The organism is Amycolatopsis sp. NPDC059657, assembly GCF_042734395.1.
GTDB lineage: Bacteria > Actinomycetota > Actinomycetes > Mycobacteriales > Pseudonocardiaceae > Amycolatopsis.
Genome location: NZ_JBHWEB010000063.1, coordinates 33,694 through 57,061 on the forward strand (window position 1 = coordinate 33,694; position 23,368 = coordinate 57,061).

The 23,368-nt window shown below is 66.1% G+C and carries 26 protein-coding genes; 10 read left to right on the plus strand and 16 right to left on the minus strand.

Translation table 11 applies throughout. The annotated features are described in order from the left end of the window. Positions 1-194 precede the first annotated feature (194 nt). A complete protein-coding gene (locus ACFV15_RS29355; RefSeq protein ID WP_378354153.1) occupies positions 195-1,112 on the plus strand; it encodes a neutral zinc metallopeptidase in 918 nt (305 codons plus the stop codon). Positions 1,113-1,168: 56 nt separating this feature from the next. Here the strand turns inward: ACFV15_RS29355 and ACFV15_RS29360 are convergent, their stop codons facing one another. Then, on the minus strand, positions 1,169-2,701 hold the full coding sequence (locus ACFV15_RS29360; RefSeq protein ID WP_378354155.1) for a M28 family metallopeptidase: 1,533 nt from the start codon (positions 2,699-2,701) through the stop codon (positions 1,169-1,171). Positions 2,702-2,784: 83 nt separating this feature from the next. On the opposite strand from ACFV15_RS29360, the gene ACFV15_RS29365 reads away from it, so the two are divergent. Next, entirely contained in the window at positions 2,785-3,762 is a 978-nt protein-coding gene (locus ACFV15_RS29365) for an NAD(P)H-quinone oxidoreductase (RefSeq protein ID WP_378354157.1), read from the plus strand. 160 nt (positions 3,763-3,922) lie between these two features. Here the strand turns inward: ACFV15_RS29365 and ACFV15_RS29370 are convergent, their stop codons facing one another. Continuing rightward, entirely contained in the window at positions 3,923-5,122 is a 1,200-nt protein-coding gene (locus ACFV15_RS29370) for a cysteine desulfurase-like protein (RefSeq protein WP_091299626.1), read from the minus strand. A 91-nt stretch (positions 5,123-5,213) separates the two neighbouring features. On the opposite strand from ACFV15_RS29370, the gene ACFV15_RS29375 reads away from it, so the two are divergent. The 5 genes from ACFV15_RS29375 to ACFV15_RS29395 all read left to right on the plus strand — a co-directional run bounded on the left by ACFV15_RS29375 (position 5,214) and on the right by ACFV15_RS29395 (position 9,351). After that, positions 5,214-5,765: a bacterial proteasome activator family protein gene (locus tag ACFV15_RS29375; RefSeq protein WP_378354159.1), complete on the plus strand. Its 552-nt coding sequence runs from the start codon at positions 5,214-5,216 to the stop codon at positions 5,763-5,765. A gap of 53 nt (positions 5,766-5,818) precedes the next feature. Beyond that, positions 5,819-6,631, plus strand: a complete 813-nt coding sequence (locus ACFV15_RS29380; RefSeq protein WP_378354161.1) for a class I SAM-dependent methyltransferase — start codon at positions 5,819-5,821, stop codon at positions 6,629-6,631. 70 nt (positions 6,632-6,701) lie between these two features. Further along, entirely contained in the window at positions 6,702-7,637 is a 936-nt protein-coding gene (locus ACFV15_RS29385; protein ID WP_378354163.1) for an ABC transporter permease, read from the plus strand. A 6-nt stretch (positions 7,638-7,643) separates the two neighbouring features. Further along, a complete protein-coding gene (locus ACFV15_RS29390) occupies positions 7,644-8,447 on the plus strand; it encodes an ABC transporter ATP-binding protein (protein ID WP_378354165.1) in 804 nt (267 codons plus the stop codon). A gap of 1 nt (position 8,448) precedes the next feature. After that, positions 8,449-9,351: a glycosyltransferase gene (locus ACFV15_RS29395; protein ID WP_378354167.1), complete on the plus strand. Its 903-nt coding sequence runs from the start codon at positions 8,449-8,451 to the stop codon at positions 9,349-9,351. Here the strand turns inward: ACFV15_RS29395 and ACFV15_RS29400 are convergent. The 12 genes from ACFV15_RS29400 to ACFV15_RS29455 all read right to left on the minus strand — a co-directional run bounded on the left by ACFV15_RS29400 (position 9,345) and on the right by ACFV15_RS29455 (position 18,136). Then, positions 9,345-9,806, minus strand: a complete 462-nt coding sequence (locus tag ACFV15_RS29400) for a hypothetical protein (RefSeq protein ID WP_378354169.1) — start codon at positions 9,804-9,806, stop codon at positions 9,345-9,347. The genes ACFV15_RS29395 and ACFV15_RS29400 overlap by 7 nt on opposite strands. Further along, the gene (locus ACFV15_RS29405; protein ID WP_378354171.1) at positions 9,803-10,237 is read right to left on the minus strand and encodes a hypothetical protein; all 435 of its coding nucleotides are present in this window, start codon (positions 10,235-10,237) and stop codon (positions 9,803-9,805) included. The genes ACFV15_RS29400 and ACFV15_RS29405 overlap by 4 nt, the downstream gene beginning before the upstream one ends. A gap of 2 nt (positions 10,238-10,239) precedes the next feature. Next, positions 10,240-10,704 (minus strand): hypothetical protein, encoded by a 465-nt coding sequence (locus ACFV15_RS29410; RefSeq protein ID WP_378354176.1) that lies wholly within the window; start codon positions 10,702-10,704, stop codon positions 10,240-10,242. Further along, a complete protein-coding gene (locus ACFV15_RS29415) occupies positions 10,701-11,381 on the minus strand; it encodes a hypothetical protein (protein ID WP_378354178.1) in 681 nt (226 codons plus the stop codon). Before ACFV15_RS29415 ends, ACFV15_RS29410 begins: the two co-directional genes overlap by 4 nt. Next, positions 11,378-11,839: a hypothetical protein gene (locus tag ACFV15_RS29420; RefSeq protein ID WP_378354180.1), complete on the minus strand. Its 462-nt coding sequence runs from the start codon at positions 11,837-11,839 to the stop codon at positions 11,378-11,380. Before ACFV15_RS29420 ends, ACFV15_RS29415 begins: the two co-directional genes overlap by 4 nt. Further along, positions 11,836-13,293 carry a hypothetical protein gene (locus tag ACFV15_RS29425; RefSeq protein WP_378354182.1) on the minus strand — a complete coding sequence of 486 codons (1,458 nt, stop codon included), beginning with the start codon at positions 13,291-13,293 and terminating at the stop codon, positions 11,836-11,838. Before ACFV15_RS29425 ends, ACFV15_RS29420 begins: the two co-directional genes overlap by 4 nt. A 2-nt stretch (positions 13,294-13,295) precedes the next feature. After that, complete coding sequence (locus tag ACFV15_RS29430) at positions 13,296-14,111, minus strand: WXG100 family type VII secretion target (protein ID WP_378354184.1); 816 nt, start codon at positions 14,109-14,111, stop codon at positions 13,296-13,298. An 11-nt stretch (positions 14,112-14,122) separates the two neighbouring features. Beyond that, the gene (locus ACFV15_RS29435; RefSeq protein WP_378354186.1) at positions 14,123-14,647 is read right to left on the minus strand and encodes a YbaB/EbfC family nucleoid-associated protein; all 525 of its coding nucleotides are present in this window, start codon (positions 14,645-14,647) and stop codon (positions 14,123-14,125) included. Positions 14,648-14,784: 137 nt separating this feature from the next. Then, on the minus strand, positions 14,785-16,215 hold the full coding sequence (locus ACFV15_RS29440) for a hypothetical protein (protein WP_378354188.1): 1,431 nt from the start codon (positions 16,213-16,215) through the stop codon (positions 14,785-14,787). A gap of 8 nt (positions 16,216-16,223) precedes the next feature. Next, the gene (locus ACFV15_RS29445) at positions 16,224-16,757 is read right to left on the minus strand and encodes a DUF3558 family protein (RefSeq protein WP_378354190.1); all 534 of its coding nucleotides are present in this window, start codon (positions 16,755-16,757) and stop codon (positions 16,224-16,226) included. Positions 16,758-16,799: 42 nt separating this feature from the next. After that, positions 16,800-17,258: a hypothetical protein gene (locus tag ACFV15_RS29450; RefSeq protein WP_378354192.1), complete on the minus strand. Its 459-nt coding sequence runs from the start codon at positions 17,256-17,258 to the stop codon at positions 16,800-16,802. 113 nt (positions 17,259-17,371) lie between these two features. Continuing rightward, complete coding sequence (locus ACFV15_RS29455; protein WP_378354194.1) at positions 17,372-18,136, minus strand: ESX secretion-associated protein EspG; 765 nt, start codon at positions 18,134-18,136, stop codon at positions 17,372-17,374. Between the two features lie 143 nt (positions 18,137-18,279). Between ACFV15_RS29455 and ACFV15_RS29460 the strand changes: the two genes are divergently transcribed. After that, on the plus strand, positions 18,280-18,519 hold the full coding sequence (locus tag ACFV15_RS29460; RefSeq protein ID WP_378354196.1) for a hypothetical protein: 240 nt from the start codon (positions 18,280-18,282) through the stop codon (positions 18,517-18,519). A 52-nt stretch (positions 18,520-18,571) separates the two neighbouring features. On the opposite strand, the gene ACFV15_RS29465 is transcribed toward ACFV15_RS29460, so the two are convergent. Both ACFV15_RS29465 and ACFV15_RS29470 read right to left on the minus strand, forming a co-directional pair. Next, entirely contained in the window at positions 18,572-20,503 is a 1,932-nt protein-coding gene (locus ACFV15_RS29465; RefSeq protein WP_378354198.1) for a glycosyltransferase, read from the minus strand. Between the two features lie 6 nt (positions 20,504-20,509). After that, positions 20,510-20,974, minus strand: a complete 465-nt coding sequence (locus ACFV15_RS29470; protein ID WP_378354200.1) for a GtrA family protein — start codon at positions 20,972-20,974, stop codon at positions 20,510-20,512. Between the two features lie 90 nt (positions 20,975-21,064). On the opposite strand from ACFV15_RS29470, the gene ACFV15_RS29475 reads away from it, so the two are divergent. Then, positions 21,065-22,435, plus strand: a complete 1,371-nt coding sequence (locus tag ACFV15_RS29475) for an FAD-binding protein (RefSeq protein ID WP_378354202.1) — start codon at positions 21,065-21,067, stop codon at positions 22,433-22,435. Then, complete coding sequence (locus tag ACFV15_RS29480) at positions 22,432-23,187, plus strand: decaprenylphospho-beta-D-erythro-pentofuranosid-2-ulose 2-reductase (protein WP_378354204.1); 756 nt, start codon at positions 22,432-22,434, stop codon at positions 23,185-23,187. The genes ACFV15_RS29475 and ACFV15_RS29480 overlap by 4 nt, the downstream gene beginning before the upstream one ends. Positions 23,188-23,368 lie beyond the last annotated feature (181 nt).

Here is a 23,368-nt window from a genome sequence, read left to right on the forward strand (position 1 = left end):
CGGCAAGATTCTCGCGCATTCGGCGTAGTTCGAGCCTGTTTCGGTCACGGCCTCTTCGACCGTGCCGGCAGCGCTGAACGCCGGCCCGGCAGCGGCCAACCGCCGATTCGGATTTTTCGACCTCGATTGACCAGGGGCGCGGCGCTGGAGTTCAGTGCCGCGCCCCCGGCCTGCGCGCGGGCTACGCTGTGGCCGTGCGATTCGACGATGACTCCGGGCTGGACATCTCCGAGATCCAGGACTCGCGTGGTGAAGGTGGCGGCGGTGGGATCGGGGGCCGGGTGGCGCTCGGTGGCGGTGGGCTCGGCATCGTCGGGCTCGTCATCTACTTCCTGTTCTCGCAGTTCGGCGGCGGCCTGAGCCAGCAGGCAGGCGGGCTGCCAGGGCTCGAGAGCGGCGGCTCGACCGGGAACAACACTTCGCTCGCGACCGAGTGCAAGACCGGCAAGGACGCCAACGCCAAACATGACTGCGCGATCGTCGCGATCGTGAACTCGATCCAGGACTACTGGACGCAGGAGTTCTCGCGGTCCGGCTCGACCTACCGCAAGGCGCCGACCAAGTTCTTCACCGGCGGCGTGAACACCGGCTGCGGCAGCGCGAGCTCCGATGTCGGCCCGTTCTACTGCCCGGCCGACTCCAAGGTCTACATCGACCTGTCCTTCTTCGAGGAGCTGCGCACCCGGTTCGGCGCGCAGGGCGGCCTGTTCACCGAGGCCTACGTGCTCGCCCACGAGTACGGCCACCACGTGCAGAACCTGACCGGCGTGTCCAAGAAGGGCACCGGCACCGGCCCGACCTCCGGCTCGGTCCGCCTCGAACTGCAGGCCGACTGCTACGCGGGCGTCTGGGCGAACCACGCCACCTCGACACCGGCCGAGAGCGGCAAGCCGCTGATCACCGACGTCACCCAGGACGACATCAAGCGCGCGCTGGACACGGCGTCCCGCATCGGCGACGACTACATCCAGACCAAGCTCGGCGGCGGCCGCGTCGACCAGTCCAAGTTCTCGCACGGCTCGTCCGCCCAGCGCGAGAAGTGGTTCACCACCGGCTGGGAAACCGGCCAGCCCGCCAAGTGCGACACCTTCGGGGCCAAAGACCTCGGCTGACCCGCCACGCGAAAGGCCCGCCATCTCAACTGAGATGGCGGGCCTTTCGCGATTGGTTACGCGGCCGCGTGGTCGGAGTCGACTCCGGCCTCACGGTCACCGAGGATCCGCATCGCCGAAGCCCGCTTGGCCTTCGCGTTCGCGGTGCTGCCCACGGGCGACACGCCGTTCACGTCGGCTGTGCTGTACGCGAAGCTGCCGAGCGCCCACGCGACGGCGTCGGAGTTGCGGTCCAGCGCCACCCGGTCGACGTTGCCGAGGTTGTCGCAGGCCTGGTGGTAGCACTTGTCGTAGGCGACGTCGGCGGTGCCGCCGAACTTCACCACCTGTGCCGCGGTCTTCTTGCCCTCGGCGCCGGTGAACAGGCCACCCGCCGGGATGCCGACGGCGATGAACTGGCCGTAGTCGGAGCGGCCGGTGAAGTCCGTGCCCTCGATCGGCAGATTGCGCGACGCGAAGTAGTCGGTGAAGTTCTTCTCGATCTGCGCCGAGCCGTACGGGCCTGGGCCGGCGCCGGTCGCGTCGGAGTCATCGCCGTCGTAGGCGAAGTACGCCGCGTTCGGCGAGCCGATCATGTCGAAGTTCAAGTACAGCGCGATGTTCAGCTGCTCTTCGAAGCTCAGCTGGTTGACGTAGTGGGTCGAGCCGACCAGGCCGAACTCCTCGGCGCTCCACCAGCCGAAGCGGACCCCGTTGTTGACCTTGGGGGTGGCGCCGAGCTGCAGCGCGGTCTCGAGCAGCGCGGCGGAGCCGGTGCCGTTGTCGTTGATGCCGGGGCCCTCGGGGACGCTGTCCAGGTGGGAGCCGAGCATCACCACGTTGTCCTTGCGGCCCGTCTTGGTCTCCGCGATGACGTTGTAGCTGGTGCGCGGCTCGAGCACGGTCCGCAGCTCCAGCGTGACCGCCTGACCTGCCTTGCCTGCGAGCACGGCGCCGTCCGCGGCGGTGACGCCACCGGTCGGGATCTTCGCGGCGGCCGGGTCGCCCAGCGTGCCGTTGAGTGAGCCGTCGGTGTTGTTGTAGACGATCGCGCCGATGGCACCGGCGGCCGCGGCGGTCGCCTGCTTCTGCGCGAAGGTGCAGCCACCGCGCTTGATCAGCACGATCTTGCCGGTCACGCCGGTGTAGTCGCCCGCTTCACAGCCGGAGGTGTCGTCGACAGCGGCCAGAGCGAGCGGCGCGGTGATGCCACCGACGGGCGTCGACGGGGTGTAGGTCATGGCGATGATGGGCGTCGCGGCGCCGCCGACCGTCAGCTTCTCGGCCAGAGTCTGGCTGAAGGTGAACGGGAACTCCTGGCGCGTCACGTCGAAGCCGGCCGCTTCGAGCTTGGTCGCGACGTACTCGGCGGACTTCTTGTGGCCTTCGGTGCTCGCGGCACGCGTTTTGCCGTTGGCGTCCGAGATGCGCTGCAGTGCGATGAGGTGGCGGTTCACGCCGTTGACATCGACCTTCTGGACCAGCTTCTTGGCGAGCGCGGTGGGGTCATCGGCCTTCGCCGCGGTGGCGGCGGGCGCGGTGCCCAGTGCCAGCGCAGCGCAGGCGGTCAGCACGACCGCGGGCAAGTGTCTTTTGCGAGCTTTATGCATGGTCGAAGACTTTCATGCGTACTGACTGATACGTCAATGCTGCATTCGGCGGTAGTCCACTCAGCGGGAGATACCCTCGGATCATGTACGCGATCACCATCCGTGAACCTGGTGGCCCTGAAGTACTCGAATGGACCGAGGTCCCCGATCCCGTTCCCGGCCCCGGCGAGGTGCTCGTCGACGTCGCCGCGACCGCGGTCAACCGCGCCGACCTGTTGCAGCGTCAAGGTCTCTATCCCCCGCCGCCCGGCGTGACCGACACGCTCGGCCTCGAATGCTCCGGCACCATCGCCGCACTCGGCGAGGGTGTCGAGGGCTGGCAAGTCGGCGACGAGGTCTGCGCGCTGCTCGCCGGCGGTGGCTATGCCGAAAAAGTCGCCGTTCCCACAGGTCAGCTGCTTCCGGTGCCCGCGGAGGTCGATCTGCTCATCGCGGGCGGGCTGCCAGAGGTGGCCTGCACGGTCTGGGCGAACGTGGTCATGCACGGCAAGCTCGGCAAGGGCGACGTGCTGCTCGTGCACGGCGGCGCCGGCGGCATCGGCACGCACGCGATCCAGGTCGGCAAGGCGCTCGGCGCCACCGTCGCGGTGACCGCCGGCTCGCCGGAACGGCTCGAAAGCTGCCGTCAGCTCGGCGCCGACATCACGATCAACTACCGCGAGCAGGACTTCGTCGCCGAACTCAAGAAGGTGACCGATGGTGCCGACGTCATCCTCGACAACATGGGCGCGTCGTATCTGGATCGCAATATCGACGCGCTGGCGATGAACGGCAGGCTGGTCGTCATCGGCTTCCAGGGCGGGGTGAAGGCCGAGCTGAACATCGCCAAGCTGCTGGGCAAGCGCGGGAGCGTGTTCGCCGCCGGGCTGCGCGGCCGTCCGCTCGACGAGAAGGCCGCCATCGTCTCCGACGTGCGCGCGCATCTGTGGCCGCTGCTCGAGAACGGCTCGGTCAAGCCGATCGTCGGTCAGGTGGTCCCGCTCGCGGAGGCTTCGAAGGCACACGAAGCGCTGGCCGAAGGCTCGGTGTTCGGGAAAGTGATCTTGGCGGCGAAGAGCTAGGGCGTGTTTCTCGGATCGGGTGCGATGAGAGTCGTGATCCAGGTGGTTCCTGGCGGTGCCGCGGCATCATCCTCGTACCGGGTTGTACTCGGGTGATGCCGCGGTGCCGCCAGGGGCCACCTGGGCGCGGCTATCGCGGATCCGATCCGAGAAACGCGCCCTAGCGAAGCTCATCCAGGACGCGGACGAGCTGGTTCACCTCGAAGGTGTTCGAGTAGTGGGCCAGCCCGATCCGCACCGCGCCACCCACCTCGCCGACGCCGAGCGAGGCGAACACGCCGTTCGTGCCGTCGTCGGCGAACGCGCACAGCCCCTGCTTCGCCAGGTACTCGGCGACCTCGGGCGCCTTCTTGTTCGCCACCGTGAACGCCAGCGCCGGGATCCGGCGCATCGCGTCGCCGATCACCATCACATGACGTAACGCCCGCAGTTCCGTGGACAGCTGCGCGGCGAGCCCGGCGTGGTACGACTTCGCCGAGCCGAGTGAGGTCACCAGCCGCTCGCGGCGTGACCCGGCCGCGGCGTCGTCGAGCCCGGCGAGGTAGTCGACCGAAGCGACCAGCCCGGCCAGCAGCGGGTACGCGTGCGGTCCGAGTTCCAGCCTGGCAGGCCCGCGCGCGTTGGCGTCGAGCGAGACCGAGGGCAGGCGTTCGAGCAGCTCAGGGTCGCGGAAGACGAGCGCGCCGACCGACGGGCCACCCCACGCCTGCGCCGAGACGACCATCACGTCGGCGCCGAGCGCCTGCAGGTCCAGCGGCACGAACGGGGCGGCGTAGGTGGCGTCGACGACGACCAGCGCGCCGACGCGCTTGGCGAACTCGATCACCGTCGGCACGTCCGGCCTGGTGCCGACCGAGCCGGACGCGAGCGTCACGGCGACGGCCTTCGTGCGGGCGGAAACGAGGCTTTCATACTGCCAGGCGGGCAGCTCACAGGTCTCGATGTCGATCTCGCCCCAGCGGACGACGGCGCCGACGCGCTTCGCGGCGCGCTGCCACGGCGCGAGGTTGGCCTCCTCGTCGAGCCGGGAGACGACCACCTCGTCGCCGATGGTCCAGCGCTCGGCCATGGCCTCGACCAGGCGGCGCAGCATCACGGGCGCGCTGGATCCGAGCACGACTCCGGCCGGATCGGCCCCGACAAGGTCGGCGACCGCCCGGCGAGCCGCCGTGACAATGCTCTCGGCGCGCTGAGAGGCCGGAAACGCCCCGCCAGGGCCGGATACCGGTGCGCGCATCGCCGTCGAGACGGCCGAAGCGACCTGTTCGGGTACCAGCATTCCAGCAGCGCCGTCGAAGTGAATCCAGCCGTCACCCAGCGCGGGAAACAACCCACGGATACGAGCGACGTCGAACGCCATGGTGGACACCGTACGGATGCTTGCAAGTGCGATGTGTTCGGGGTTGGCCTGGCAGACACCGGATGCGCCGCCGACCGCTACTCTCGGGCACATGACCGCGCCGAATTCCCAGCACCCCGAATCCGCACCCCACGTGGTGGTCGTCGGCCCGGACGGCACTCCAGTCGACACAAGCGAGGTCGGCCACGGCCAGCTCGACCAGCGCGACGCGGAGGCCGTCGGCGAGCTGATCGAGGAGCCTGCCAAGGTCATGCGGATCGGCACCATGATCAAGCAGCTGCTCGAAGAGGTCCGCGCGGCTCCGCTCGACGACGCCAGCCGCAACCGGGTGCGCGACATCCACCAGACGTCCATCCGCGAGCTGGAGAAGGCATTGGCCCCCGAGCTGCAGGACGAGCTGGAGCGGCTCGTCTCGCCGTTCACCGACGACTCGACCCCGTCGGACGCCGAGCTCCGCATCGCGCAGGCCCAGCTCGTCGGCTGGCTCGAAGGCCTCGTGCACGGCATCCAGACCGCGCTGTTCGCCCAGCAGATGGCGGCCCGCGTGCAGCTGGAGCAGATGCGCCGCGGTCTCCCGCCCGGCGCGTCGGCCGCCGCCGGTGGCGGCGAACCGGGCCTGTCCGGAAGCGGGCAATACCTTTAGCGGTTATCCCGGCATCTAAACTCGCCGGAATCCCCCGTGCGAGAGGACCCACAGTGCGCCAGCTCCCCCTAGACGCCCGTATCCGCCGCGCGCTTGCCGACAAGTTCAAACGGGCCGTGGCGGAGGCGGTGAAACCGCTGGTCAGCGAGCAGACCGAGCGGCTGGAGCGCCAGATCACCGAAGCGCGCGCGGAAGCTCAGCGCGCCTACGACCGGGTCATCGAGTTCGAGATCCGGTCACGCCGCGACCTCGTGTACGCCGCCGACCAGCGCGCCGCGCTGGAGGCCGCCGAATTCGTCATCGAGCACATGCCGAGCGCGCCGCGCTTCGATGAGCGTCTCGGCGTGCTCGGACACGGGTTGAAGCTGGCGCCGGAAGAGGGCATGGCGCTCGAATTCGGCGTGTTCAAGGGAACGAGCCTCAAGCTCATCGCCGAAACCCGCCAGACCGGCGGTGTCTACGGTTTCGATTCGTTCAAAGGCCTGCCCGAGCAATGGGGCGTCGACTTCGCGCCGGGTTACTTCGCCGTCGACGAACCGCCGGAGGTGCCGGGCGCCGAGCTCGTCATCGGCTGGTTCGACGAGACGCTGCCGGGATTCCTCGACGAACATCAGGGCCCGGTCGGCCTGCTGCACGTCGACTGCGACCTCTACAGCTCCACGAAGACCGTGCTGGAGCTCGTCGGCCCGCGCCTGCGGCCGGGTTCCATCGTCGTATTCGACGAGTTCTTCAACTATCCGGCCTGGAAGGACGGGGAATACCGGGCCTGGACGGAGTACGTCGAGAAAACCGGCATTTCGTTCGAATACGTCGGGTATTCCTACGTCGACGAGCAGGTCGTCGTGCGAATCGGCGAAGCAGATTAGGGCTTGCGGCCGATCCCGCTCCCATGGGGCAGGGCAAGCACACCGAGTCACGTAGGTACCCTCGTATCTCGTGCATGCCACCAGCACGGTTCACGCCACCAGTGACCACACGGAGACAGCCCTGAATCCGGCGCCGATCGAATCCGACCGCCGATCATTCGCGCGGACGTTCACCGACCTCAAGACCGGGTTCGCGAACCACGAGCTGTGGGCGCACCTCGGCTGGCAGGACATCAAGCAGCGTTATCGCCGCTCGGTGATCGGCCCGTTCTGGATCACCATCGCGACCGGTGTGATGGCGCTGGGCCTCGGCATCCTGTACTCCGCGCTGTTCCACATGAAGATCGAGACGTTCCTGCCGTACATCACGACGGGATTCATCGTCTGGAACTTCATCCTCGCCTGCATCACCGAAGGCGCGGAGACGTTCATCGCGAACGAGGGCATGATCAAGCAGATGCCGGCGCCGCTCACGGTGTACGTGCTGCGCACCGTGTGGCGTCAGGTGCTGATGCTGGCGCACAACCTGATCATCTACGTGATCGTGCTGCTGGTCTCGATCGGCACGCTGGGCAGCCCGTACCACATGAGCGAGGACAATTCCGGCCCGCTGCACCCCGGTCTCGGCTTCGGCATGCTGCTGGTGATCCCCGGTTTCATCCTGCTGGTGGTCAGCGGTGTCTGGGTCTCGCTGCTGTTCGGCATCATCTCGACCCGCTTCCGCGACATCCCCCAGGTGATCAACAGCCTGGTGCAGCTGGTGTTCTACATGACCCCGATCGTCTGGTCGCCCGACGTGCTCGGTGAGCGCGGCCGCAGCATCGGCCACACGGCGGTCCAGTTCAATCCGCTGTACCACTACGTGCAGGTCGTGCGCGGCCCGCTGCTCGGCCAGCAGGTCGACTGGTGGAGCTGGGTGATCGTGGTCGCGCTCACCGGGCTCGGCTGGGGCATCGCGCTGCTGGTCATGAAAAACTACCGTTCCCGCGTCTCGTATTGGGTGTGACAGCTAGTGGTCAGCATTGACGTCTGGAACGCATCGGTCGACTTCCCGATCTTCGACGCCAAGACGCGGTCGATGAAGAAGCAGGTGCTCGGCAAGGTCGGCGGCAAGATCGGCTCCGACACCAAGGTGCCCATCATCGAGGCGCTGCACGACATCACCGTGTCGTTGCAGGAAGGCGACCGGGTCGGCCTGGTCGGCCACAACGGCGCCGGCAAGTCCACGCTGCTGCGGCTGCTGTCCGGCATCTACGAGCCCACCCGCGGCTCGGCCAGGATCGTCGGCAAGATCGCGCCGGTCTTCGACCTCGGCATCGGCATGGATCCGGAGATCTCCGGCCTCGAGAACATCATCATCCGCGGCCTCTTCCTCGGCATGACCGCGAAAGAGATGGAAAAGCGCGTCGACGACATCGCGGAGTTCACCGAACTCGGCGACTACCTCCAGATGCCGCTGCGCACGTACTCCACGGGTATGCGCGTCCGCCTGGCGCTGGGCGTGGTGACGTCGATCGACCCCGAGATCCTGATCCTCGACGAGGGCATCGGCGCCGTCGACGCGGCGTTCCTGGCCAAGGCCAAGGACCGGCTGAAGGATCTGGTGAAGCGCTCCGGAATCCTGGTCTTCGCCAGCCACTCCGACGAGTTCCTCTTCGAGCTGTGCGACTCGGCCATCTGGATGGACGAGGGTCACCTGAAGCAGCGCGGCAGCCTCCGCGAGGTGTTGACGCAGTACAAGGGCCGCGACCCGTTCGAGCACATGAGCCCCGAGAACCGGGAACGCTTCGCGGTGGCCACGAACGGCGGCGAATGACATGAGCGACCAGCCGTTGCCACCCGGCGCGGTCGTCGGCGTGGTCGTCACCCGCCACCGCCGCGACCTGCTGGCCGACTCACTCAAGATCATCGCGGCCCAGACCCGCCACGTCGACCACCTCATCGTGGTCGACAACGGCCCCGACCAGTCGGCACGCGACGTCGTCGAGAGCTACCCGCTCCCGTTCACGTATCTCCCGTCGCACCACAACCTCGGCGGCGCGGGCGGTTTCGCGCTCGGCATGCTCCACGCTCTCTCGATGGGCGCCTCCTGGCTCTGGCTCGCCGACGACGACGGCCGCCCGGCCGACGAGAACGTCCTCCAGATCCTGTTGGACGAGGCCGAAAAGCGGAACCTGGCGGAGATTTCCCCGGTGGTCGCGAACATCGACGCACCGGCCAAGTTGGCCTTCCCGTTGCGCCGCGGCCTCACTTGGAAGCGCTCATCCGAGGAACTCGGCCAGGACTTCCTGCCGGGCATCGCCTCCCTGATGAACGGCGCACTCTTCCGAGCGTCCACATTGGACGTCGTAGGCGTGCCGGACCTGCGCCTGTTCTTCCGCGGCGACGAGGTCGAGTTGCACCGGCGCCTGGTCCGCTCGGGCTTGCCGTTCGGTACGTCCTTGAAGACCACGTACCTGCACCCGGACGGCTCGGACGAGTTCAAGCCGATGCTGGGCGGGAAGTTCCACGCGCAGGACCCGGAGAACGAGGTCAAGCGGTACTACACCTACCGCAACCGCGGCTTCCTGATGGCCCAGCCGGGCATGCGCAAGATCGGCGCGCTGGAGTACATCCGGTTCGGGCTGTACTTCGTCGGCGTCAAGCGCGACCCGAAGGCCTTCCTGCAGTGGTTGAAGCTCGTGCGTCAGGGCCGCAAGGAGAAGTTCTTCCGCTACTGAGGCGTGTACTCACGGACGCGGTGAAGTTCGCTCGCGGCAACGGTTTTGGTCAAACCACCCGCAGTTTCGACGAACCCGAGCTTCTCCGCCCGTTTGAGCACCTTTCCCTTGGTTTCGGTGCCAGCACATGAGTTCTCGCGCCACAGGTAGGTGATCTCGACCAAGCCGTCTGCACCGAGCGCGCCGACCTCGCAGATCTGCCCCAGATACTCCGCACGGCCATGGCTCGGCCACCAGCCAGGCGTGCACTCGATCCGTTCCTCGGCCACGTCCTTGAGCGCGGCAAAGGGAACAGTCGCGTGGTACTCGTACTTGTCCACTTGCACGAAGCCGTTGGACTCGGCCCACGCACCGCTGAAGTCCTGGTAGAGCACACGTGCCGAGTCTTCCAAGCGCTTGAGTACGACAACCCGGTGCCCGCGATACCGCGCGACGATCGCCACTTCAGCAGTCATCGAAGGCCTTCTTGTTTTCGCCGCCACGGACCCAAGATGTCCCGACGTTCTTCGTGCGCGTCGGTAACCATCTCTTTCGGAACGGTCACCTCGAAGGTGAATCTGTCGAGTTGACTAAAACTGCAGCCGGGGTACTTGTCCTCCTGCGCCCAAGTACGGGCAGCCCATTGGCCGTCACCAGCGATGAACAGTAAGAGGTAACTCTCGGAATTTTCCATCAGAACCTGGAAATCGTGGTCGAGGAAGATCCCTTTGACGGTCGTCGCGTACCACTCGTCCAAGTCGTCTATTGGAACGGCGGCGATCTCGTTGCCGGTATCGATGTCGTTGAGCCGCACAGACGACGCCACCCGCTCATGCGCCACGTACGTTTTCCCTTGGTAGCGCGCATAGTTTCGAGGTGAGACCGTACTGAACTCAGACATCGGCACCGCTAGTCACCATCGGGCGTCGCGACATCGTACAGCAGCCCGACATTACGTTGGAATAACAAATCATACCTGCACTCGCGGTACACATCCAGCTCATAGATATTTACGGTTTTCGCCCAGCTTCCCGCATCGGTCTGAGTGAAGCCGTATTTCTGGGCAAGTGCCTTCTCAGCTCCGATGTAGCAAAGGCCAACTCTGCCGTCCGCTTCAATTGCGACGATCTCGCACGGAAGCCCCTCGTAGTCCGTCTCGACGGTGATCTCGTCGAGACGCTCACAGTCAGAAATCGAGACCTGCGCCGCCCCGGCGGCGCGCTCCTCTGACCAGAAGAAAATCCTGGCATCAGGGTTGACCGCTCCGGCGTGCAGCAAGATCACACTGCCCCCGACCGGATGGGACTCGACCTCGTATTCATGCCCACGCACCGAGGCGTAGATACCAACTCGCGGACGCATCGACGCCATCACGCACGCACCCACCCGAGGGCTGCCCCTCTATACACCGCCACCGGATTTTTTTGCCCTTGGTGATTGTAGTCGAATATCATGGCACCGCCCGGCACCACACCAAAACGCATCCAGTACTCGGGGAATCCCAGCTCGGAATTCGCCGTGATACCAGTCCCGGTGTACGGCCACGGGTTCAATTCCTGCCGGAACGTATCCAGGTCGATCCCCGCCTCTCGCGCGGCCGCCACCATGTCCATCGCGGCCACTTCGACGCGAGCATGGTTTTCCGGATAGCCGGTCCGTGGGTAAGGCAACGTCGGTGCGCCCAACGGCAGCACGAAACGGTCGGGGTCGACCGCCAGGAACTCCATGACCTGAACATTGCTCGGCTGCGCGCCAAAGGCATTGGCAGGAAAATCGAGTCGAAATGACGCGACGAACTCGACCGGAGTACGGAGATGCGTAGTGTCCTGTTGCCTGGAAACCGAACCGCCGACGAGTTTGTGATGGAAAGGAGGCTTCACACCGGGCATGCCCGCGGAAACCTCACGACCGAGATAACGTCCCGCGGCACCGGGCCGTAGGACCTTGACCATGAGCGTGTCCGCTTCAATGGGCGCCAGTCGCAATGAGCGGGCGACCAACACTCGCTGCTCGTGCGACAACTGGCCCGCACCCGGAATCGAGGAAGTCATGAGACACCTTCACCTTGCGGTTTGGCGTATTCCTGCTCACGCCAGATCGGGAAAAGCAGGTCGCGCCACTCCTCACGGTAGCGATGCACTTCACGGAGTGGCACGAGAATGGAAAAAGTGCCCGGATCGCTCTGCTCGAACCCTTCCGCCTCGGCATCCGCAGTTTCGCCACCGAGATAATACAGCAAGGCGTTTCCGTCGCCCGATACCGAAATCACCTGCACATTGAGCCCGTGATACGTACCCTTACTACTGACCGAATAAGCTGAATCACACTCAGCCAATGGAATATTCGCCTGCCACGCCTTCCACTTCTCCAGGTAGTGAAACCGAGGGTCAGGGGGATCTTCACCCCGGTAGGTCAGCAGCGCCTCACCGGTGTGCAAGACCGAGGCCTTTGGATATACGGTTCCGCGAAACTCCACCACGGTGCCTGCACCCGGATACCGTCGAATCATCGGAGATCCTCCCATCCCAAGTCCTCGCCCCAGTACCTGGCTACTGGCCGCTTATTGCCTGCTCGGTCGTACTCGAAGATAGTGCTTCCGGGTTCGATGTCCGCATACGGCCGAATGCGCTCTGGCACACCATTATGTGCATCGGCGGTCATCCCGAACCCACTGAACGGCCATTTCGACACCATAGACTCGGAATTCTTGGGTGTGAAACCCGCCGAATCGGCTGCGTCGACCATCCCGGCACGTGCTTCACGCACCGACTCCCAATTGGCATGCGTACCGCTGCCTCCCGCGTAGGGCGCACCGAAAGGTGCCTTGTAGGTCGAATCTCCCGCCGGGAACTCCATTACGTGCACGACATCCAGCTTGTCCGGTTTGAACGGTGTATTCTGGTAGTCCAGCCGGTTGCCTTGGATGATCTCCTCCGGCGTCCGCATGTGAGTCGCATCCTGTGCCCTGGCCACGAATCCACCGACCTGGTTGGCGTTGAACCTCCGGTCGCCACTCGGTGTGACCTCATTGGCCAGGTATCGGTCCAGCGCGCCAGGCGGGATCACCTTCTGCATCGTCGTGTCCGGGTGGATCTCGACCAAGGCCTGGGCACGAGCCACCAGGTCGCGCTCCCGTGGAGTCAGCTGACCAGAGCCGGGCACCTGCCCCTTCGTCGGGTCGGCGGTTCCCTTCTCGAACGCACGGTCCAGCTCTTTCATCTCACTGGGCGTGAAGTGCTCCTCCATCGACTGCCGCCACGACTTCGGCCCGGGAGGCGTCCCTCGATGCCCGGGCCCATCGTCATCGGGAGGGCGGTGGCCGCCGGAATCGCCGCCGCCGGGTGGTGGCGGTCCGCCGGGCGGCGGATTGTTAGGCGGCGAGCCACCCGCGCTTTTTGGAGTCGGCGGCGTACTGCTTCCCGCACTGGACGGAGTAGTCGAGCCTTCTTTGACCGGCGGCGCCTTGACCGACTTGCCCGTCTTGTTCAGCGCGTCGACCGTGTTGAGCTCGTTGGTCTCGTAGTGCTGACGAGCTGCCTTCGTCTTCAAAGCCGCGGCGTCGACGGACTTGCTCGTCTTCGCGACTTGGGCCTTCGCGGCATCGACCGTGCTGTTCAGCGAACCGGTCATCCCCGTGCCGATGACGCCCATGGACTCGTGCCCGAAGTTCGCGCCGCTGACTTTCCGGCCGACACCGTCGACTTTGTCACGGGTGCGGCCGATGTGGCCTTCCATCGTGCCCAGTGACTCGGTGTTGAGCCGGTGGCCCTTGCCGCCCGCACTGGTACCGATGTTGTGCGTGCCCTCACCATGGCTGGTGTTCGGCTTCTTCGACTCGTGGTGCGGCGATGAACCATCCGAGGTGTGATGGGTCGGGCTGGGGCTATGCGAACCCGAGGTCGACGTGTGATGCGAACCGGTTGACGTGTGGTGACTACCGCCGGTGCTGCCGTGTTTGGCCATCGCTACTCACCCGCCGGCGGGACGTCGTACGGCTTGACCGCGTCGTACGCGCCCATGGCCAGGCCGCCGACGGTCGCGAAGCGGTCGAGGCCCTGCGTGATCTTCTCCATGGCCTGGATCAGCTTGGCGAGGCGGGTGCCCTGGCGGGCGAAGCCGGACAGGAGCTTGGTGATCTTGCCGGAGATCTTCGCCGCGGTGGCGGCCGCGCGGGCCGACGCGACGCCGAGGAAGGCGGCGATCGAGCTGCCGAAGGTGACCACGGCTGAAGCGGCCGCGATCAGCGCGTCGCGGATGAGCTCGGCGATGACGTTGGAGATGAGGCCGAAGACGATGCCGCGCAGGGTGGTCACCAGCATGCCGGAGATGCCCGCGATGGCCGCGGTGCCGTCGAGCGTCTTGCCGAGCGCCTCGAGTTCCTCGGCCATCTGAGTCAGGCTGTCGCGGTACTTGTCGGCGGCGTCGCCTTCCCACTCGGCGACGGCCTTGAGGTCCTCGCGGTGCTCCTGGGCGATCGTCTTCATCTCGACGGCCGCGGATTTGAGCTGGTCGACGTTGGCGTTGATCTCGTCGGGGTTGCCGAGCAGCGCGTCGAGCGGCTCACGCAGAAAGCTGATGTGCTCGAGCATCCAGCCGACGCCGGCGTTGAGGACGGCGCCCAGCGGGTCCATGGCGGCGCCGACGGTGTCGACCACCGTGCTCGCGGCGCTGATCGCCACGTTGCACACCTGCATGCCTTCGTTTTCCGAATCGGCGGTGATCGAGTCGACCAGCCCCGAATAGGTGTCGAAGATGCCCGCTCCGGAAGTCGCGGTAGTCATGATTCAGCTCCTCAGTCGCGACGCAGGATCGAGCCGCCGCCGAAGTCGTCGTCCTCGTCGTCGGGACGCGGCCGTCGTGGGCGGGCGGGTGGCGGCGGCGGCGGGGTGGGCGGTGCCTGACGCGGCTGTTCCGGCTCCTCGTGCGCGAACAGCTGCCGCTCGGGCGGCTGACCTGCGGGTTCCGGCTCCTCTGGCTCCTCCGGCGGGATGTAGCCGGTGACCATGTGCAAGGCCTCCGAGTCGCCGCCCATCGGCTTGAACGCCTCCGCGACGTTCACCGCGGCCGAGCGCTGCGCCTTGCGCGCGAGCTTGAGGATCTCCTCGGCGATCTTCGAGCCGGACTTGCCCTGCACCGCAGTGTCGGCGAGGTGCAGATCGGTCAGCGAGCCATTCGGCGCGACAGTGACGCGGATCGAGCCGTCCTGATTGGCCTCGGAAGCGCTGGACGCCTCCAGGTTCTCCTGGAACTCGGCGGCCTTCGCCTGCACATCGGCGATCTTCGCGTCGAAGTTCGCCAGCCATTCTTCCGGCGTCATCGCCCACCCTCTCGTTCCATCACCCCAGCTCTCACCCTCAGAGCGCAGGAACAAGCTACCGGTTCCCCGCCGCCCGGATCCTTTACGAACGAAAATGCCCCCGCCTCGGGTGAAGGCGGGGGCATCGACGTGGAAACTTATTCGCCGATCACCGGCGGCGCCGTGCGCGCGTTGCTGCCGAACACCTCATCGGGGTCACCCTCGACGAGGTACGTCGGCCGCTGGTGCTCCTGGTCCTCTTCGCCCTTGCCACCCTGGCCGCGGCCCATGCCACCCATTCCGGCAGGCCCACCACGACCGGCGGCGCCAGGCCCACCGAGCCCGCGACCGGCGGCGGACTCGGCCGCACCGACCCCACCTGGCCTGGCCGCACCCGAGCTGTTCCCGGCACCCTGCGCGCCGGCACCGGACGACGAGCCACTCCCCGGCCCGAACCCACCGCCACCGCGGCCGGTCTTCGAGTTGTACTCGTTGTCACCACCGGGCCCGAAGCTGCCGCCACCCATCATGGGCGGAGCCATCGGCATCATGTTCTGGTTCTGGTTCGGATTCGGCCCGGGATTCGGGTTCTGCGTCGGCGGCACGAACGACGAAGCCGACGTCGCACCACCCACCTGCCCGGCCCCGGTCGTCGCACCCGGCCCATGCACCGGCGGCGGAGCACTCGGCGTCGGGCCAGGCGTGTAGCTGCTCCCGGTGTTACCCGAGTTGCCGGTGTTGATGCTGGAACTGGAGCTGTCGCTCGACCGGCCGGTGTCTTTGCCGGTGTCACTGCTCGTGCCAGTGCCCTCGCCGAACTTCGGCGGCTCCGCGAACGCGGGCTGTTTCGAAGCCGACTGGTACAGCTCGTTGTCGTACTTCGACATGACGCCTGCGGCTTCTTCGTGCGCGGCCTGGCTGTCCTTTTGCTTCTGGATGGACTTGTCGATGTTCTCGCCCATGTTGAACGGGTTCGAGGTCACCCAGTCCTTGAACTCGTCGTTCCAGTTGAAGGGGATCGGGGTCGGCATCTGGTTCTTGGCGTTGGACGCCGCCGTGCCCTGGTCAAAGACGGTTTCCGACGCGAGTTTCGCGTTCTGGGAGTTGGCGTCGGACCACTTGGCGAGGCTGGTGAAATAGCCGGTGGCGGCGTCCGCGGAGGCGCCTTCCCACTCGCCTTTGGAGGCGTTGACCGCCTGGGTCATCGTTTTCGAGAAGTCCTCGAACGCCTTGTGGACCTGGTGGTAAGCGGTCGAGACGTTCGAGACCTGCTCAACATCGAGGTTGCTGTCGAGGAACGCCTTCAGCTGGGTGTGGTCGTTTCCGCGATAGTTGGCGTCCGACGGCTGAAGACCTTGGACGTACTGGACATCATGCCCGGTCGTCGCCGCCATCTGGTTCTGGTCGCCGATCGCCTGCGACTGCTTCTTCGCCTCGGCACTGGCCTTCATCTGCTCGATGAAGCCGAACAGCCAGCTGTCTTCGGGAACACCCTCGATGGCCTTCTGCTGCAAGTAGGCGTCACGCTCAGCAGGTGCCATGTCGGCGACTTCCTGCTGCGTGTAGATCGGCGTGTGTTGTCCGGTCATCGGGTCCCCTACCCCTTCGGAAGCTTCGGTTCGACGAGGTCCGCGACCTTGCCCGCGACCTTGCAGGCCTGCTGCGGGTCCGAAGCGGTAATGGCTACGTCGACCCTGGAGGTCGCAGTCACTTCGAGCACGATCAAGCAATGCTGGATAAGATCCGGAACCTGCAGCGCTTTACGACCGTTGACCTTGCCTTCGGTCTTGCCCGCGCCGGTCTCGTTCGTATCGGCCAAGCCCTGCTCGTCACGGACGGCAACACCGATGACCAGCACCTCGTCGGTGGCCGACATGAGCTTCCGGCCCAGGTTGCATACCCGCGCGCCTGGCTTGACGTCCGCACGCGGACCGCCGTCGAACGGACCGAACTCACCGAGTGCGACAGGATCCAGCAGCGAACACGGATCGAGCGCGGCCGTCGGCGAGCCGTTGTTGCCAGACGAACTCGGACCGGAGGGTGAACTCGCAGAGGTGCCCGGAGCACCTGTCGACGGCTGAGCCGTGCCCGGTTCCTTGGCCGAACAGCCCGCGATGGACAACAGTGCCACACCGGTTACCACGAGCATGCGCATCGAGAAAGTCACAGTTCCTCAGGTTTGAATCGATTTGATCGAGTCGGACACCGCGGCTTCGTTTTCCTTGTACTGCCCGGATGCCCTGAGCAATGCTTCTGCCGCCTGATCGAGGACGGTCATGAATTGCCGCAGCACTACTTGCGCAGAGTTGGTCTCGTCCGCAGCACCTTTCTGATCGTGCTGGGCCACAGTCTGCCCATAAGGGTGGCTGCCCAATTGAGGAGCCTGCGTCAGGAAGTAAGTCCCCTGGGAGAGGTACATCAGGTCCTGGCGCATTTGCATGATGGCGTCGGTGAGCGGCTTCACGCCCTCGGCGCTGATCTTGAAGCCGCCGGACTTCGCCGCGTCGACCAGCTTCTGGGTCTCGGCCTTGGCCGATTCGACGGCCTTCGCACTGACGCCGCCAGTGCTGACCAGCCCGACCATGCTGCCGAAATCGGTACCGCCCTGCCCCGGATCAGGTACGAAACTCATCGTCACCCCACGTCATTGCCCTGTGCACGGTTGCCCGGAAGTCTACTAGCCCGCCGCCGCGCGCGATCACCGTTTGCTCAGACGTACCCAAGAGCACACCGGTTCCAAACGGCCTACAAATAGCCCTCTAGCTGCGAATACAGCTGCTGCGCGATCCGTGCGTTGTCCGCGGGCGCGTAGGTCAGCCAGCGCTGGCCGTCGGCCGCATCACGGGAGGTCATCATGTAGCGGCCTGCCTCTGTGTCGAACCAGACCAGCGGGCTCAGGTCGACCGGGCGGTTGTCGCGGCCTCGGACCGCCACGGTGAACTGGCCGACGCGGAGCTTGGGCTTCTCGAAGATGCGCTCGACCATGCGGACCTGGCTGGTCGACTGGGACCTCGGGCCGGTCACGCCCGCGAAGGCGTCGTAGCCGTCGTCGCGGCGAGGCTTGGGCGCCGGGCGGGCGATGGTGACCGACTGGCCAGAGGCGGCCGGGGTGAGTGGCAGGAGGTCGACGATCGCGGGGACGATGGCCGTCGGGCGGGTCTCGTCGAAGACCAGGAGGTTCTCGTCCTGGCGGACGACGACCGCGTACTGGCCGTTGGAAGCCACGCGGGCGAACAGTGCCTTTTCGCCGTCGAGCTTGGCGGCGGCGGAGATCGAGATGGGTGAGTTCACGAAGGTGGACAGCGCGATTTCGAGGTCGCCGTCGAGCCTGCCGTTACGCATCAGGCCGCGGCCTTCGAGGTCGCGGAAGACCGCGCCGCGTACCTGTCCGCGCTGGGTGAACGTGGTGCCGATGTGCGGCAACTGGAACGGGACGGGCGCGCGCCCGTATTTGGTGTACTCGAGCAGAATGTCCACGGCTGCCAAGGACAGCGAGAACGTGTGCGACATCGAACCAGGCCCCCTGCGGGTTTCATCAACTCCGAAAAACACGGTAGTCCACCCGCTGTGACGACCGCAGGCTGCCACCGGATCCGCTCAGCCGGTAGCGAACCGAGTTGCCGAGTGCCTGCTCACGCTGGTCCGATGGACCCATGGCTGATCAAAAACCCGCTCTCGTGCTGCACCTCGCCACCGGCGGGGAACCGTTGATGTTCGCGCTTCCGACCGACTCTTCCGAAAAGCTCGCCGAAAAGCTCGGCGAACTCGTCAAGGCCGGTGCCGTCGAATCCGTGGTGACCAAGGACAACTCGACCGTCACCGTCAATTTCGCCCACGTCGCCGTCGCCTACGTCGACGATCTCAACCGGAAGAAGGTCTTCGGGCTGAACTAACCGCGAAGGCCCCCTCCGCGTGCGGCGAAGGGGGCCCTCAAGCAAGACGGACTCAGAGCTCGTAGAGCCGCTTCCAGTTCTCACGCGACGTCAGTTCCGGCGTCGCGCGCTTGTACTGCTCCTTGACCGCGGTGCCTTCCTTGCGGAGGCGGTTGATGACCCTGGCCGCACGCTTGGCCAGCGTGAACATCTTCTCGCGGTCGTACTTGCGGACGCGCACGCCTTCCTGGGAGGCATCCGTGACGACCACGGTCTCGAACAGCGAGATGTGCCACCAGTTGGCCTCGTCGGTCGGCACGGCGCCGAGCGAGTGGCGGTGACGGCCGAGAATCCGGTCGAGCACGCGCTTGAGCAGGATCACGCGCTGCAGCGAGGGCCGCGGCGCACTGTTGAGGATGCCGATGTCGTTCGAGGCGATGCCGGGGACGTCGGTCGCGTTGTGACGCTTGGTCTCCGGGTAGTCGTCGCGGATCCGGCGGATCTCCTTCATCGCGGCGACGCCGCCGTCACGCAGGATTTCGGGGCCCTCGAGGAAGTCCTCGACGGCCTTGATCAGCGTGGCGGTGAGGCCGTACTGCATGCCCAGCAGGTACCGGACGACCTGCGCGGCGAGCACGCGGGCGACCAGGTTCGTGTTGAACGGGCTGTGCAGCGCCGCGGTGATGATCGAGTTGCGCAGGTTGAAGTACCGGTGCCACTCGTCCCAGTCCTTCCAGTGGAAGTCGGCGTGCCAGACGCCCGCACCGGGAAGGGTGACCGTCGGGAAGCCGGCGCCGCGGGCGCGGTAGCTGTACTCGGCGTCGTCCCACTGGAAGAAGAACGGCATCGGGTAGCCGATGGCCTTGACGATCTCGTACGGGATCAGGCAGCTCCACCAGCCGTTGTAGCCGGCGTCGAGACGACGCTCCTGGCGGTTCGGCTTGAGGGTGTCCTCGTCGATGCCGAGCAGGTCGGCGGTCGACAGGCTGTGCTCGACCGGCTTGCCGGGCTCCAGCGTGTTCAGGTTGGCGTACTCGGCGCCGACGTGCAGCTGGTTCGGGTGCAGCAGGTTCAGCATCTGGCCGCCGACGATGACCGGGTCGACCGTGCGGTTGGAGAACGCGGTCATCCGGATCACCAGGTCCGGCTCGAGCAGCACGTCGTCGTCCATGAACAGGACGTTCGCGTGCTCGGTGGCGGTGTGCCCGGCGACCTCGTAGAGGCCGCGGGTGAAGCCGCCCGCGCCACCCAGGTTGGGCTGGGTGATGTAGTGCAGCTTGGCGCCGAGGTCCTTGGCGACCTGCTCGAAGCCGTCACGCGAGTCGACGCGGTCGGTGCCCTGGTCGGCGACGTAGATCGCGTCGAGGGTGTCGAGCGAGGAGATGTCACCGGCGAGCGCCTGCAGGTTCTTGAGGCAGTCGTCGGCGCGGTTCATCGTGCAGATGGTGACCGCGGTCGGGCGGATCTTCTCCGGCGACTCGACGGTCCAGCGGACCTGCTCGACCTTGAGGTGCTGCGCGGCCTCGGTCTCGAGGTCGAGCCAGAGCGCGCCACCGTCGTAGAACTTGTCGAGCTTCGCGGTGAGGGTGAACTTGGTCGCCGAAGCGCCCCTGACGATCTCGGCCGCGACGACGCGTGCGTCGCCCTCGACGTCGGAGGCGCCGATCGTGAGGGTGCCGTCACCGGTGACGACTGCCTCGACGGTGACCTCCTTCACGTGCGTCCAGCGCTGCCAGTAGCTGGCGGGGAAGCGGCCGAAGTAGGTGTTGCCGGTGACCTTGGTCCCCGGCTCGAGGGTGATCTCCGCCCGCTCGCGCGACACCGAGCCGAACTCCAGCTCGGAGTACAGGTCCTTGCTCACGATGGGGGCGGGGCCGGCGTAGAGACCGCGCTGGGCGGTGAGCCGCCCCGTCGCGACGTGCTCGGCGAAGGTCGTTTCCGCGTGACCGTTCGGGGCCGGTTTCACCGCGGCCTGTCCGGTTGCGGCTGCTGCTTTACCGGGCATAGATCCTCAGTTCTCCTCTGTTTTTTCACGAAAGACGACCCACTTGAGCATGACGAAATTGATCACGGTCGCGGTTGCCTGCGACACCACCCAGCCGAGTGTGGTTTTCCACACGGACTCGGGCAGCAGGTGCAGCATCCAGCGGTTCATGCCCACCGCGACGAAGAAAGTCACCGTGTAGAGCGCGATGAAGCCACCGATCTGACCGGCGCCGTTCTGGCGGCCGCCGGCGAAGGTGAACTTGCGGTTGAGGAAGAACGCGGTCGTGGTGCCCGCGACGAAACTGATCGCGCGCGCGACGTCCACCCACGGCGTCGCGTCCATCCCCAGCGCACGCAGACCTTGGTAGACACCGAAGTCGACGAGCGCGCAGAAACCACCGATGAGGCCGAAGCGGATGAGCTGCCCGAGCAGCCCAGGACCCGACGGCTTGGCGGCCGTCGCGTTCGCATGGGGGTCGGTCGCCACCACTGCACTACCTCATTACCGGGGTTGATTGATAGTGGAAGTGTAGAAGCGGTCACCTAAGAGGAACATTCCGGGCGTGGTTACCCTGGTCGAGTGACCGATGGACCTCATATCGAACGGCGCACACTCACCGGCTGGGCACGCACAGCTCCCACCATCGCGGACGTGCTGAGCACGCCCGATGTGGAGATCATCGCCCGCGAGGTGGCCAAGGCCGGTCCGCGGGGTGTCATCGCGCGCGGCCTCGGCCGGTCGTACGGCGACCCCGCGCAGAACGCCGGCGGCCTGGTGGTCGACATGACCCCGCTCGACCGAATCCACTCGATCGACCCGGACAGCGCGCTCGTCGACGTCGACGCGGGCGTGAGCCTCGACAAGCTGATGCGCGAGGCGCTGCCGTACGGCCTGTGGGTCCCGGTGCTGCCGGGAACGCGCCAGGTGACCATCGGTGGTGCGATCGCCAACGACATCCACGGCAAGAACCACCACAGCGCGGGCAGCTTCGGCAACCACGTGGTGTCGATGGACCTCATCACCGCCGACGGCTCTGTGCGCACGCTCACGCCGGAAGGTCCCGAGTCGGACCTGTTCTGGGCGACCGTGGCAGGCATCGGCCTGACCGGGATCATCACCAGGGCCACCATCCGGATGACCAAGACCGAGACGGCCTATTTCAAGGCCGACAACGAGCGCACCGCGAACCTCGACGAGACGCTCGAGCTGGTCAGCAACGGCTCCGACGACAGGTACACCTATTCGTCGGCCTGGTTCGACACCATCTCGACCGGCTCGAAGCTGGGCCGCGCCGCCTTCGGCCGCGGGTCGCTGGCGAAGCTGGACGAGCTACCGCCGAAGCTGCGTGCCGAGCCGTTGAAGTTCGACGCGCCCCAGCTGGCGACCCTGCCGGACGTGTTTCCGAACGGGCTGGCGAACAAGCTCACGTTCGGCTCGATCGGCGAGCTGTACTACCGCAAGACGCCGAAGGAGGCGCGCGGCGTCATCCAGAACCTGACGGCCTTCTATCACCCGCTGGACCTGTTCGGTGAGTGGAACAGGGCGTACGGCTCGAAGGGCTTCCTGCAATACCAGTTCAGCACGCCACTGAACGCGCACGAGCCGTTGCGGCGCATCGTGAAGAAGATCGCCGAGTCCGGGCACGTGTCGTTCCTCAACGTGTTCAAGAGGATGGGCGAGGGCAACGCGGCCCAGCTTTCGTTCCCGCACCCCGGCTGGATGGTGTGCGTCGACTTCCCGATCAAAGCCGGGCTCAGCCGGTTCTGCGCCGAGCTGGACGAAGAGGTGCTGGCGATCGGCGGCAGGCTGTACACCGCGAAGGACTCGCGGACGTCCGCCGAGACCTTCCACAAGATGTACCCGCGCCTCGAAGAGTGGCGCAAGATCCGCAATTCCGTCGACCCCGATGGCGTTTTCGCCTCGGACATGAGCCGGAGGCTCGAACTGTGATTGACGCTGTCGGTAACCCCCAGTCGCTGCTGCTGCTCGGCGGCACCTCGGACATCGCGCTGGCGATCGCCGAGAAGTACCTCGCCGAGCGCCCGCTGCGGGTCGTGCTGGCCGCGCGCCCGTCGGCCAGGCTCGAAGCCGCGGCCCAGCGCTTGAAGGACAAGGGCGCCGAGGTGTCCACTGTGGACTTCGACGCCAAGGACACCGCCGCGCACCCTGCCGTGCTGGACAAGGCTTTCGACAGCGGCGACATCGACATCACGGTGGTCGCGTTCGGCCTGCTCGGTGACCCCGAAGAGGTCTGGCAGGACCACGCGAAGGCCGTCGAGCTGGCGACCGTCAACTACACCGCCGCCGTCTCGGTCGGCGTCGCGCTGGCGGCCAAGCTGAAGACGCAGGGCCACGGCAAGGTGATCGCGCTTTCGTCGGTCGCCGGTGAGCGCGTACGGCGGTCGAACTTCGTCTACGGCTCGACCAAGGCCGGTTTCGACGGCTTCTACCTGGGCCTCGGCGAGGCGCTGGCGCCGTCGGGCGTGCAGGTCACGGTCGTCAGGCCCGGCCACGTGAAGACCAAGATGACCGACGGTCTCAAGGAGGCCCCGCTCGCGCAGACGGCCGAGCAGGTCGCGGAGATCGCCGTGTCGGCCACGCGCGCGGGCAAGGAACTCGTCTGGGCACCCGGAGCTTTCCGGCTGGTGATGTCAGTGCTGCGGCACGTGCCTCGGCCGATCTTCCGCAAGCTCCCCTTCTAGCTCCGAAAAAAATCCCAATGCGGCATTGGTCAGGTTTCAGCACGCCAATGTGGCTTTCGTCAGCTCAGAGCTGACGAAAGCCACATTGAGGTTTTCTCAGTAGCGGTTTTGGTGTTCGTAGTGGGTGAGGACGAGGGCTGCTTGGGTGATGTCGCCGATGCGGTAGGGGCAGAGGGTGATG